The sequence below is a fragment of the Chryseobacterium sp. MYb264 genome (genome assembly GCF_035974275.1).
In the GTDB taxonomy this organism is placed as follows: Bacteria; Bacteroidota; Bacteroidia; order Flavobacteriales; family Weeksellaceae; genus Chryseobacterium.
The window spans coordinates 2,323,797-2,337,069 of sequence record NZ_CP142422.1 but is presented as its reverse complement, the minus strand read 5'-3'; the positions used below and the strand labels follow the sequence as shown (position 1 = coordinate 2,337,069).

Below are 13,273 nucleotides of genomic sequence, written 5' to 3'. Positions count from 1 at the left end.
GGGCTGAATAATATAAAGGGAATTTCAAAGATAAAATGGTATACATTTTTGATTTTCAATTTTGCGCCTATCATTTTTGGCGAAACAACGTGAAGTCGAAAAATTTCAAAGATCTCAATTTTAAAAATCTGTTCGCTTAATAATACTCTGCAAAATTGAATAATATTCAAAGCATAGCAACCATCAACCATCAACCATTCTATCCTCTAATCCACTTCCAGATCTCTTTCAGTGTCGCTTTATTTCCATACATTAAAATCCCGACACGGTAGATTTTACCTGCCAGAAAGATCATGAAAACGGTGGTCGCCAAAAGAAGAGTGATAGACAAAACAATCTGCCAGGCAGGAACTCCATAAGGAATTCTTGCAATCATTGCCACCGGAGACGTAAACGGAATGATAGATAGCCAGAAGCCAAGAGGACCGTCAGGATTGTTCATCAAGGAGAAACTTCCGTACATCCCCAGCATCAATGGTAATATCGCAAATAAAGTAAACTGCTGTGTTTCTGTTTCATTATCTACCGCAGAGCCTATGGCTGCATAAATGGAGCTGTAGAAGATATAGCCCAACAGGAAAAATATAATGAAAACAAAGATGATCAAAGGAAAGTTTAATTCTAATAAACTATGGGAAACCTCAGTTCCAATCTTTAAAATATCAAATTTACTCATCATCTCTTCATTTCCTCCAGGAATATTCTTTGGTAGTGAGTTAAATCCGGTATTTAAAACCAAGGCACCGATCACCGACATCGTGATCCAAACAATAAACTGCGTTAAAGCAACCATTGTTACTCCCAGGATTTTTCCCATCATCAGTTCAAAAGGTTTTACCGAAGAAATAATGATTTCCACCACACGGTTGTTTTTCTCTTCCAAAACGCTCCTCATAACCCTCACCCCATAAATGATGATAAACATGAAGGTAACATACATAAGAAGCATGCTTAGGACGCTTTTTACTCCAAAAACAAGATCAGAATCTTCTTTATTATTTTCTGAAACATTAATGGTTTTCAGGGTGAAATTTTTATCCAGATTAACCAGCTTATTCTCTGCAATTCCTAATTTTTTTATCTTTTCTTTTTTGATCACTTCATTGATGTCAGAAATAATTTTCTGTTTGGTTTTAAAACCTATTTTTGAATTAATAATTAACCTCGAATTATTCTGAAGCTCATCAAAATCCTGATCTCTTAATTCCGGTAAAATTAAAATGCCGTTCACTGACTCATTGCCCTTTAAATTGTTCATCTTCGACTTTTCATCGGTGGCAGAAACAAAAATATAATTGAGCTGGTCGTCAGATTTAAGTTGGTTGATAAATAATCCGCTCTTATCCACAACTTCAATAATGTTGTGAGATTCATTGGCTTTGAACATCAAGCCCACCACCGCTCCGAAAGCAATCAGCATAATAGGAGCGAGAAGAGTTAATATAATGAAGGATTTTTTCTTAACCTGCGTCAGAAACTCCCTTTTTGTAATTAAAAAAATATTATTCATAAAATTAAGAGTTATTGCTTACCGCATTTATAAATACTTCATTCATACTCGGGATTTTTTCGTCAAATGACCTTACTTTTCCAACATTCACCAGATCCAGCAATAGATGATTCTGCTCGCTTACATTTTTAATATCAAATGAGGTCAGATTATTTTGATGTGAGAAATTCAAAAGTTCATATTTTTGCTTAAAACTATCAAGTTGGGTATTATCCACATCTGCCAGTGTAATTCCGAAAATATTTTTCTTGAATTTTTCCCGAACATCAAATACCCTTCCGTCGATAATTTTTTTTGAATGATTAATTAAAGCAACGTAATCACACATCTCTTCCACACTTTCCATTCGGTGGGTGGAAAGGATAATGGTTGTTCCGTTATTTTTAAGCTCGATAATCTGATCCTTTATTAAATTGGCATTCACGGGATCGAAACCTGAAAACGGTTCATCAAGAATCAAAAGATGAGGTCTGTGCAGAACGGTTACCACAAACTGAATTTTTTGTGCCATCCCTTTTGAAAGCTCAGAAAGCTTCTTTTTCCACCATTGGTCGATATGTAATTTGTCAAACCATTTTTTTGCTTCATTCAGCGCATCGTTTTTACTCATCCCTTTCAGTTCTCCGAAATAGAGAAGTTGGTCGCCAACGGTCATATTTTTGTACAAACCTCTTTCTTCAGGCATGTACCCTATATCCTTGATATGGTTGGGATTGAGCGCCTGCCCGTTGATTTTAATTTCTCCCGAGTCAGCCTGCGTAATTTGATTGATGATACGGATAAAAGAAGTTTTTCCGGCTCCGTTAGGCCCTAAAAGACCATAAATACTGCCTTTGGGAACATGGATGCTGAAATCATCCAACGCTACTTTTTTACCGGCATTATAAGTCTTCCTGATATGTTCAGCTTTTAGCATTAAATTGTTTTTTTATAATGAGTATAAAAATGTTCCGAAAGTTACGGAATAATTGAAACAGAATTAATGTAAAAGAAAAAATCCTGATGTTTATCAGGATTTAATTTTATTGTTTTACGATTTGAGTAACCTTCTGTGTGTTGTCACTTAAAACATATCGTATTAAATATTTTCCGGGTTTCAATTTTTCAATATTTACTTCCCCTGAATTCATATTCACCGAATAGTTGGCGACCTGAGTACCCAAAATAGAATAAAAAGTCACACTTTTGATCTTCAGCGAAGTATCTTTAGCTTTAAAGATAAGGAAATCCTTCGCCGGATTCGGATAAGCTATCAAAACCCCATCGTCAGACTTCTGAGAGAACGCACCGGGTTCTTTTATTTGAGCCTTAAAATTGTTGGAAAAACCAACAAATGTGCTCAAAAATGTTAATAAAAGTAAAATTTTTTTCATCAAATTATAATTTCTCGAATATATTAAAACAAAAATAAATAATTCTACAATTCTACGCAATATTTTTTTGTATAACTTGTAGTAAATTTGCAGAAACTTATTCAAAAAGTATTCCAAAATGATACATTCAAGAAATAGAAGACTTAGAGTCAATGAATCTGTGAGAAGTTTGGTAAGAGAAAATGTTCTTACGACGAGTGATTTCGTAATGCCGATCTTCGTAATGGAGGGAGAAAACAAGCAGGAACCCATCCCGTCGATGCCGGGAATTTTCAGAAGGAGTATAGATTTAACGGTGAAAGAATGTAAGGAATTATTTTCTTTGGGAGTAAAGGCTGTCAATCTTTACATGAAAGTTTCAGAAGAGGTGAAAGACAATACAGGAAAAGAAGCATGGAATAAAAACGGGCTGATGCAAAATACCATCAGAGCGATAAAAGATGCCCTTCCTGAGATGGTAATTATGCCCGATGTGGCTTTGGATCCGTATTCAATTTACGGACACGACGGTATTATAGAAAACGGTAAAATTCTAAATGACGCAACCAATGATGCATTGGCAAGAATGTCTGTGTCACATGCAGAAGCCGGAGCTGACATTGTGGCACCAAGTGACATGATGGACGGCAGAGTACAGGTGATTCGTGAGGCGTTGGAAGACAGCGGATTTACGGATGTTGGTATTTTAAGCTACGCTGCAAAATATGCAAGTTCGTTCTACGGACCTTTCAGAAGTGCTTTAGACAGTGCTCCGAAAGATGATATGGAAATTCCGAAGGATAAAAAAACCTACCAGATGGATTTTCACAATTCCAGAGAAGCGTTAAACGAAGTTTTTAAAGATATTGATGAAGGAGCAGATATTATCATGATTAAACCGGGACTTCCTTATCTGGATATCGTTTCCAAAGTGCGTGAGGCGATCGATCTTCCGATTGCCGTGTATAACGTAAGCGGAGAGTATGCCATGGTTAAAGCAGCAGCAGCAAACGGTTGGCTGGATAATGATAAAACAATCATCGAAAGCTTAACTTGTTTTAAAAGAGCCGGAGCAGATATGATTTTTACGTATTTTGCGAAAGAAGCAGCGATGATTCTGAACAGATAATTAAAATTTCAAAATAACAATGTTATCAATAGGAGCGGGCTTTGGCCCGCTTTTTTACAGCTTTTGAGGCTTTAGCCAAAACTTATTGTCAGTACTGATTCGAAATCATATATTAAGTTTTGGCTAAAGACCATTTGCTTTATTATTTCCTATGGATATTAATAGCCTGTTTAAAATTTTACCGTTTTATTTATTATCCTTAATGAAGTTGATCTTTGCTCAATTTTGATGCTCTTTTGAGCGTATTTTTCACTTCCTATTTTTGATTTAGCCCGCTAAATCTGCAAACACGAAGCAAAAAATCCATCTCAAAATAGCTATAAAAATTTTTGGCAATAAAATTTAAACAGCCTCTAAGAAATATCAAAATCTTTTCCTTTGGTAAATTTTGCTGCAAAAGGTGACTGATTTCCGGTATATTTCAAAACAAAATTCTTTTTGGTGTCAGTATTGATTTTTGCTTCTACTTCAACATCTTTTGTCTGAAAACTTACATCCAGAGCGACGCCCGAATCTTTTTCAAGATAAACTTCCACACTTTCTGCATAAAAAAGTGAGGTGCTTAAAAAATTAAACTTCACATTTTTTCGGTATGTTTTAGACTTATTCTGAGTGAATTCAGAATAATTTCTCAGAATTTCAATGCCGGGAGAATCTATATTCGTGATTCTTGATTTCGTAACACCATTTACTTTTACAGAAAAATCTTTTGCACTTTTAATATTTCCATTAATTCCGATATTAAATAGGGAAGGCAGTGAAAGACCATATTCCAGCATACTTTCTTTGGTAAATTCAAAATCAGGAATCAAAGCCGGATTTTTCGGAACATTGATCAGTTGATTTTTCATAAAGCTTAAATTTTCTCCAGAAAACAAAAATCCTATTAAATTATTTCCCGTAGTTCGCCAGTTTCTCCCATTCCATTCGAAAATTTCGCACAGCAAAGTATCGGTTGAAGAATGAGGAAGAAGATCCATATCCTGCCATTTGAAAACTTCTTTGGCATACGGTCTTCTATTAACGATATTTAGACCAAGATCTAAGGCTAAAAGATCAGTTAGTTGTTGATTATTTTGCATAATAAATTTGAGAATTGATTTGTCTTTAAAATTATGGAAATAAAATAAAGCTGCTAAGATTTAAATATTATTTTTTGAAATCCTTCGACTTCGCTCAAGATGACAGAGGTAATGCTAAATGTTTAATTAAACAAAAAAACAGAATGATTTGCCGATGTCATCGTTAGCGCGAAGCAGCCGAAGGATACATCAAACCACATATTAAAATATCATAAAACTTTTACACGCAACCTTCAATCTAAAATTTGAATTCAAAAAAACTTTATCTTTGCCGTTATGATTTTACGAGGAGAAAACTTAATCAAAGAATACGGCCCTAAAAAAGTGGTAAAAGGCGTTTCTGTACAGGTTCAGCAGGGAGAAATTGTTGGTTTGCTTGGGCCGAATGGAGCAGGGAAAACTACTTCGTTTTATATGATTGTTGGTTTGGTTAAGCCTACTTCGGGGAAAATTTTTCTGGACAAACAGGAAATAACAACGGATGCGATGTACCGGAGAGCACAAAAAGGTATCGGTTATCTGGCGCAGGAAGCGTCTGTTTTCCGTAAACTTTCGGTGGAAGAAAATATTATGGGAGTTTTACAATTGACGAAACTCTCAAAACGGGAACAGCAGATGAAATGTGACGAGTTGGTAGAAGAATTTTCACTACAGCACGTTCGTAAAAACCGTGGAGATCTTTTATCCGGTGGTGAGAGACGTAGAACCGAGATCGCAAGATGTCTGGCAACAGACCCCAGTTTTATTTTACTGGACGAACCTTTTGCCGGAGTTGACCCGATTGCGGTGGAAGATATCCAAAAAATTGTAAGAAGTCTTACCGACAAAAACATCGGAATTCTGATTACCGATCACAACGTACAGCAGACTTTGGCGATTACCAATAAAACATACATCATGTTTGAAGGGCGAATTCTGAAAGAAGGTCTTCCCGAAGAATTGGCCAATGATCCGCAGGTAAGAGAAGCTTATTTAGGTGAAAACTTCGTGTACCAAAGTATTTTTGATAAAGAAAAAAAGAAAAGCTATGTCTACAATATCTGGGCAGGAAATTTTGATTCACGAGCGCAGTTCCAGAGCTTCGTAGATGAGAATTTTGCTCAGTTTGATGACTTGAGATTGATGCATGGCTTTGAAGATATTAGTTTTGCTGCATTAGGAAGTAGTCTGGAAATCAGACATATCCTTAATGAAGTTGTAGATAAGAATGCAAATAATTCTTTCGTCCTGCAAAAAAAAGAAATTAATTCACTTTATTCTTTGGAGCAGGCAGAGGCAGAATCTAAGGCAGCAAGTAAGCCGGAACTACATTACCTGACCAGTGAAGCCTTCGAAGCATAAAAAATAAACACACATAATAACAAAAAAGAACAGAGCCATTCTGTTCTTTTCTGTATCCATTCTTTTCTGATATTGATCATTTTTTTTAAATTTAAACGAGAAAAGAAGAATTGAGGATTGATTTTTGTAATACAGATGTCACAAATAGGTATTGTTTTTGATTAACTAGGGAATAGATAATAATAATTATCATTGAAACAATTTTAAAAAAATATACACGATGACATTAAAAGAAAAATTAGAGAAACTGGCCTCTCAGGTAAATGAAACTTCTGTAACAATCTCTATGAACACGCACAGGACTTCACCTGAAAATCAGCAGGATGAAATTGTACTTAAAAACCTGATCAAAGAGGCTGAAAACCGTGTAATCGATGAATTCGGAAAAAGACCGGCTTCCGGAGTCCTGGAAAAACTGGCTATTATTTCTGAAAAGATAGATCATCAGCATAATCTGGAAAGTCTGCACCTATTCTTATCCGACGAAACTGAAGAAATAATAAAGTCAACCTGGCCCGCAAGAAGCAATACGGTGGAAATTGATGCCAGATTTGCTGTCCGTCCGTTAATTAAAGCTGCCGTAAGATCTCAGGAATATCTGATTCTTGTATTGGCACAAAGCGGCACAAAACTTTTCCAGGCTGAAAACGATAAAATAATCAGAGAAGTTCGTGATGGAGGATTCCCTTTTCCGGAAAATCCATTTTATATTACCCATGCCGATATTAGAAGTGACGGAAAACAAGTGGATAATCAGGTGAAGGAATATTTTAACAGAATCGATAAATCAGTGGTGGAGATGTACAGAAAAACAGATCTTAAAGTAATCGTCATCAGTACCTCCGATAATTACAATAAATTATTGGAAGTCGCCGATATTCCTTCAATTTATATAGGGCACGACCATAAAAATTACTCTGAATCTGATGAACATCATATTGTAGAACAGGCCTATGAAATGATCAGGGAAAAACAGAAAGAAGAAAGAGCACAAGCCATTGAAGAATTAAAAGAAGCTGTTCCTACAGGAAAAATTCTCACTGATCTTCAGGAAATTTATCAGGCATCTTTAGACGGAAGGGGAGACCTGCTGATCATTCATCAGGATTTTGAGCAACCCGTAAAAATGATCGATGACAGGACATTCGAATATGTCGAAGATTCAAAAGATCCTGGAGTAGTGGATGATATTGTTTCGATGATTTCCTGGGAGGTTCTTTCTAAAAAAGGCAGGGTACATTTTACCCAACAGGATGAACTTCTTGATATTGGGGAAATTGTCCTGAAAACCAGATACTGAAAATAGAATTACAAGTGTAAAAGCCTGCATAAGTGCAGGCTTTTTCTCTACATTGTAAAAAAAGGCTTATTTTTACTAAAGATCCAGATCACCAGCTATGGCAAAACCTTTTAACAGAACCGTCACTTTATTCGGAATTTACAAACAGCTCGTTCCTTTTATTAAACCCTACCGCCCCATGATCTATGGAACGCTGTTTCTCACGTTTTTGGGAGCGCTTGCTGCACAGGTAAATCCCATTGTTCTAAAATATACCGTAGATGAGGTTACGGAACTTACTCATCTTCCTCATCCTATGTCCGAGGGAATCCATATTCTGGTGTTGATTTCCATTATTTTGTTAGGGAAAGAATTATTGAACATTTTCATCAATTTCGGACAGAAATTTTATGGTGAGAAAATTCGGATTAATGTAAGTTCCGTTTTGGCACAGTCAGCAATTGACAAGATTTTAACCTACCGCGTTGCTTACTTTAATGATGAAAATCACGAGTCAGGAAAGCTACAGATCAGAATCGATCGTGGTATTGAAAGCCTGACTCGCCTGGTTCAGAATTTTTTTATTGATATGTTACCGCTTTTTTCAAATGCTTTCATCGCACTCATTATTATGTACATGCAGAATATGTATGTCGGGATGGTGTCAACCATTATTGTCCCCATTTATTTTTATATCAGCTCCTTACAGGCGAAAAAATTGGGTGGCGTTAGGCGAACTTTGAGGAATCAGAGGGAACAGAAAACTTCAGGACTGTTGAATCTCATCAATTCAATTATGGTGATTAAAAGTTTTGTCCGAGAAAAATTTGAAGGAAAAAAACAATACGATCTGCAGATGCAGTTGATGGAAAGCCAGATGTTCACCCGAAAAACGAATTTTATTTATGACGGATTAAAAACTTTTATCGAACAGTTCGGTGTTGTTTTAATTATCCTTTTGACAGTTTATTTGGTTTTGGATCAACAAATGACAATCGGTGCGATCATGCTTCATATCATGCTTTTCAACAATGTTTCCGCGCCGATTCGACAATTGCATAGGATTTACGATGACATGAATGATGCGATGATTTATGCGGAAGGATATTTCGATATTTTAAATGCTGATGACGAAAAAGAGGCCAACGGAAACTTCGTGGAAAAAGACATCAAAGGAAACTTTGAATTAAAAAATGTCAATTTCACTTATCCCAACGGAACTCAGGCTTTACACGATGTTTCCATGAAAATAGAAAACGGAAAAACAACCGCTTTGGTTGGTTTAAGTGGAGCCGGTAAATCAACGGTTATCAATCTTCTATGTAAATTTTATCTTCCGGATTCCGGCGAAATTATGTTGGATAACGTAAATTTGAATGATTTTGATAATACTTATTTAAGAAACGATTTGGGGTTGGTATTACAAAAAAACCACATTTTCCAGGGAAGTATCGAAGATAATATCCGCTACGGAAATATGAACGCGACTTTTGAAGAAATTGAAGAAGCTGCAAAAAAAGCCTACCTTCATGAGCAGATTTTGGATCTTCCCGAAAAATATAATCATGATGCAACACAACTTTCTGGAGGGCAACAACAGAGAATTGCGATTGCAAGATTATTTTTAAAAAACCCACCTATTATTTTCCTTGATGAACCAACTGCTAGTCTTGATGCGATTGCAACCGAACAGATTAAAAACTCTCTAGACGCTATCAAAGAAGGAAGAACCGTAATTATTATTTCCCATTCTCTGTCACAGATTTTAGATTCAGATAAAATTTATGTGATGAAAAAAGGTAAGGTTGTAGAAAGCGGAACTCACGATGAATTGGTTCATATCAACGGTGTTTATCGTGAAATTTTCGATGCTTCGGCAAGAAGTTTAAATTTGGATAAGTTGGTCAGTACTTACAAGGATAATTAAATAAAATGTAGCAATTTAGCAGTTTAACAATGTAACAATTTAATAATTTTACAGTTTTAAATCCATCAACTATCAACAGCCAACTATCAACCAGTCCATGAACGATCATTACCTCAAAAAACTCGACCGTGTCACGGCTATTCTCACTCAATTACAATCAAAACCGATTGTAAGAGCACAGGATTTAGCCCAAAAATTTGATGTAAGTGTCCGAACGATTTATCGTGATGTAAAAACGTTGGAAAATGCCGGAATTCCGATTATTGGCGAAGCGGGAAGTGGTTATTCTTTGATGGATGGTTACAAACTTCCACCGGTGATGTTCACAAAAGAAGAAGTGTTGAGCTTCATTACGGCGGAAAAACTGATGCAGAAATTTTTGCATGAAAGTTTGGGAAACCATTATCAGACAGCCATGGAAAAGGTTCGTTCTGTATTAAAATATTCGGATAAAAATTTAATTGAAAATATTGAAAAGCAGATCGATGTTTTTAATTATCATCCTAAACCGGAAGATAAAATCCGAAATATTATCCCGATTATTTTGGAAAGTATTGCCGAAAAAAAGCAATTGACGCTGGAATACGAAACGGTGGATTCTAAAGTTTCCATGCGGACGATTGAAGTTGTGGGAGTTTTCTTTGAGTTTAATTATTGGTATATCATGGCGTTTTGTACGTTGAGAAATGATTTCAGGCAGTTTCGTGTCGACAGGATTTTACAGATTTTTAAAACTCAGAATCCGTTTTTACAGGAATACGGACAAATTAATGACTATCGGCAAAATCCCAACGGAAATAAAACGAAAGTCCGTCTTTTGGTGGAAAAAAGAATTATTGGGCATCTCGTTAATTCAAAAAAATATTATGGATTGGTTGAAGAAATAGAAAGAGAAAATGGTGTTGAATTGATTTTTGAAACTGATTGGATCAAAGAAGGTTTTCCACGTTGGCTTATTACTTTTGCAGACTATGCTGAGGTTTTAGAACCGGAATCTTTAAAAGAAAGCCTCAGAAATTTATTGGATAGGATTTCTGAGAAGTATTGAGATGGATTTTTAAAGTAGAATATCATGTAAAAAAGCATCCAATCCTATCGATTTCAAACAATCCATAACATCCGGAAAATGTCAAATTCTTCCGCGCAGTATCACCACAACGCTTCATCAATCAACTTGTTGATTCCTCTTTGCTCCTTAAATAAAATTTAAAAAAAAATAAAACTTTGCGTCAAAAAAAATTATATAAAATCCTTAAAAATGAAAAGCCTTCAGAAATCCTGAAAGCTTTTTTGTTTAGAAATGATTGAGTTGTATTCATTATTTTTAATCAGCAATTTTAGTCTCCATAAAGGCAGCAAAGACACTAAAATCTCTCCCAAAAAAAAGGCGGTTCTATTCCTAAGGCTCTTAAATAAGTATACCCCTGACCTCTGTGATGAACTTCATTGTCCACAAAATACAAAATATTCTGATACACCGGGAATTCATACTGCCCGAATAAATTAAAGGTCTCCTGAAAACGCTCTTCCGAAATCTGAGCGAAATAATGGTTGATTACCTCCGTTTCCTCATCCCATTTTTTCAAAAGATCAGCTTTTGTTTCCGGCTTGAAACCTTCTTCATTATAATCGTCCATATTTCGATCTATAATTCCTTTTAAAGCAGGCCCCGCGATACCGATCAATTCGCAAGCTAATTTTGCAAATGTTCTCATGCCGCCAATGGAAAATTCAAATAATTCTTTTTCTGGAAACGCCTCTATTACTCTTCTTGTTAAATTTCGGTGACCCTGCCAATGTTCTAATAATTGCTCAGAAGTCATAAACTGTTTTGTGATGGTTGCTGTTGTTGTCATAATTTTAATGTTGTTTGTTTTTGTTGATACAAAGGTAAATCAGACTTATGACAACAGTTTGTCAGTAGGCTTTTTCACCTTGAAAAAATATTTTTTAATTTTAAAATAATCCTGCAATTTTTTCCGTTAGAGGGTTATACTTACGCTTTTGTTAGGTAAATAAATAATTTGTAGATGGTCGGTCTGTGGAGATCGATCATTTTTATTTTAAATGAATAGACAATAAGTTAATCAAAGAATATTAATTATCATTTCGAAGATAAGTTCTATCAACTATCAACCAAAAACCATCAACTTTTTGTAGCTGTTTCCGGCTTTTCGCTGTATCTTTTATGGCACGGCCTTCTCTGCGTTCCGGCCGCACCATAAAAGGATGCCGCTGCAATCCGGGCTAGGAGAGTCGTTGGTAAAACAAAATAAAGTCGTTGTGAGAAAGAAGAAATCGATCAACGGTTAACCAAAAACCATTAACTATTGTAAACCTGACTTTAAAAAAGTAAATTAGTCCTATGAAAATTTATACAAAAACAGGAGATAAAGGTCAGACTGCATTGTACGGTGGAACAAGAGTTTCAAAAGCGAGCGCAAGAGTCGACAGCTACGGAAACATAGACGAACTGAATTCATTCATTGGGATCGCCAAAAGCCATATCGAGGATGAGAAAGTTTTAAAACAGTTAAAAAAAATACAGTTCGATTTATTTACGGTAGGTTCAGAAGCGGCAACTCCGGCAGATAAACTCATGTTGGCGAACGGAAAATCCCGTTTACCATTAATTATTGCAGACACTGAAATAGAAGAACTGGAAAACTGGATGGATACCTTTGATGAAAAATTAGAACCGCTTCAGTATTTCATCCTTCCCGGAGGTGGAAAACCGGCAACATTTTTACACGCGGCAAGAACTATTTGTAGAAGAGCCGAACGTTCTTTGGTATTCTTAAACGAAGCGGAAGAAGTTCGTCCTGAGTTGATTAAATATCTCAACAGGCTTTCAGATTATCTATTTGTTTTGGCAAGATATATTTCGAAAATCAATAACGAGCCCGAAGAATACTGGAATCCGAATGAAAGATAAAGTATTGCTTTTCATCAACGGAGACGCTCCGAAATCTTTCCCGAATCCTGAAAATTATGGCTTAATTGCCTGTACAGACGGTGCTTTTCATTATCTTAAGAAGATGGATTTCCCATTAGATCAACTGGATTTTATTTCAGGTGACTTCGATTCGCATTCGGGTTCTGATGAAAATATGTATCACGATAAGTTTATTCATACGCCCGATCAGGAAAGAACGGATTTTTATAAAGCTCTGGAGATTATTGCCGGAAAAGGCTTCCATAACGTCGATGTTTTAGGAGGAAGTGGAGGAGAGCAGGATCATTTTTTAGGTAATCTCACCGTAGCTTTTGGATTTAAGGATCAATTGAATATTCGATTTTATGACGAATACTCAACCTATTATTTTATCTCCCAACAAACCGTTTTAAAGAATGTAAATAATAAAATGATTTCCTTGTATCCGTTTCCAATTGCTGAAAATATAACAACAAAAGGTTTAAACTGGGAATTGAAAAATGAAAATGCGAGGATAACAGGTAATTTGTTAACAAGAAACTTCGCTGTTGATGATGATGTGTCCATCACTTATGAAAAAGGAGATTTGCTGATTTTTATTGGAAAAAAATATTTGTAGCTTAAACACTATTGCCACAAATTTTTAGATTAAAAATTAAAATACTAAAGATTCACAACATCAGTAGGAACGGGCTTTAGCCCGTTTGAAAAGTAAAAA

At 35.6% G+C, this 13,273-nt stretch carries 11 protein-coding genes and 1 pseudogene; 7 read left to right on the top strand and 5 right to left on the bottom strand.

Annotation, left to right across the window (positions count from 1 at the left end; translation table 11 throughout):
• Positions 1-199: 199 nt before the first annotated feature.
• From VUJ46_RS09905 to VUJ46_RS09895, 3 genes are all read right to left on the bottom strand, one after another.
• On the bottom strand, positions 200-1,510 hold the full coding sequence (locus tag VUJ46_RS09905) for an ABC transporter permease (RefSeq protein WP_326984817.1): 1,311 nt from the start codon (positions 1,508-1,510) through the stop codon (positions 200-202).
• Between the two features lie 4 nt (positions 1,511-1,514).
• On the bottom strand, positions 1,515-2,426 hold the full coding sequence (locus VUJ46_RS09900; protein ID WP_326984816.1) for an ABC transporter ATP-binding protein: 912 nt from the start codon (positions 2,424-2,426) through the stop codon (positions 1,515-1,517).
• Positions 2,427-2,532: 106 nt separating this feature from the next.
• Entirely contained in the window at positions 2,533-2,883 is a 351-nt protein-coding gene (locus tag VUJ46_RS09895; RefSeq protein WP_326984815.1) for a T9SS type A sorting domain-containing protein, read from the bottom strand.
• Between the two features lie 118 nt (positions 2,884-3,001).
• Here VUJ46_RS09895 and hemB point away from each other — a divergent pair, with 118 nt between their 5' ends.
• Positions 3,002-3,991, top strand: a complete 990-nt coding sequence (hemB, locus tag VUJ46_RS09890; RefSeq protein WP_326984814.1) for a porphobilinogen synthase — start codon at positions 3,002-3,004, stop codon at positions 3,989-3,991.
• Positions 3,992-4,344: 353 nt separating this feature from the next.
• On the opposite strand, the gene VUJ46_RS09885 is transcribed toward hemB, so the two are convergent.
• Positions 4,345-5,073: a hypothetical protein gene (locus VUJ46_RS09885; RefSeq protein ID WP_326984813.1), complete on the bottom strand. Its 729-nt coding sequence runs from the start codon at positions 5,071-5,073 to the stop codon at positions 4,345-4,347.
• Between the two features lie 276 nt (positions 5,074-5,349).
• Between VUJ46_RS09885 and lptB the strand changes: the two are divergent.
• The 4 genes and pseudogenes from lptB to VUJ46_RS09865 form a co-directional block, all read left to right on the top strand.
• A pseudogene (lptB, locus tag VUJ46_RS09880) lies at positions 5,350-6,075 on the top strand (LPS export ABC transporter ATP-binding protein); the annotation flags it as partial.
• 559 nt (positions 6,076-6,634) lie between these two features.
• Positions 6,635-7,714, top strand: a complete 1,080-nt coding sequence (locus tag VUJ46_RS09875) for a baeRF3 domain-containing protein (protein ID WP_326984812.1) — start codon at positions 6,635-6,637, stop codon at positions 7,712-7,714.
• 178 nt (positions 7,715-7,892) lie between these two features.
• The gene (locus VUJ46_RS09870) at positions 7,893-9,620 is read left to right on the top strand and encodes an ABC transporter ATP-binding protein (RefSeq protein WP_326985090.1); all 1,728 of its coding nucleotides are present in this window, start codon (positions 7,893-7,895) and stop codon (positions 9,618-9,620) included.
• Between the two features lie 97 nt (positions 9,621-9,717).
• Entirely contained in the window at positions 9,718-10,668 is a 951-nt protein-coding gene (locus VUJ46_RS09865; RefSeq protein WP_326984811.1) for a helix-turn-helix transcriptional regulator, read from the top strand.
• A 316-nt stretch (positions 10,669-10,984) separates the two neighbouring features.
• On the opposite strand, the gene VUJ46_RS09860 is transcribed toward VUJ46_RS09865, so the two are convergent.
• A complete protein-coding gene (locus VUJ46_RS09860) occupies positions 10,985-11,476 on the bottom strand; it encodes a DinB family protein (protein ID WP_326984810.1) in 492 nt (163 codons plus the stop codon).
• A gap of 509 nt (positions 11,477-11,985) precedes the next feature.
• On the opposite strand from VUJ46_RS09860, the gene VUJ46_RS09855 reads away from it, so the two are divergent.
• Positions 11,986-12,555 (top strand): cob(I)yrinic acid a,c-diamide adenosyltransferase, encoded by a 570-nt coding sequence (locus VUJ46_RS09855; protein ID WP_326984809.1) that lies wholly within the window; start codon positions 11,986-11,988, stop codon positions 12,553-12,555.
• Positions 12,545-13,174, top strand: a complete 630-nt coding sequence (locus VUJ46_RS09850) for a thiamine diphosphokinase (protein WP_326984808.1) — start codon at positions 12,545-12,547, stop codon at positions 13,172-13,174. The genes VUJ46_RS09855 and VUJ46_RS09850 overlap by 11 nt, the downstream gene beginning before the upstream one ends.
• Positions 13,175-13,273: the final 99 nt, after the last annotated feature.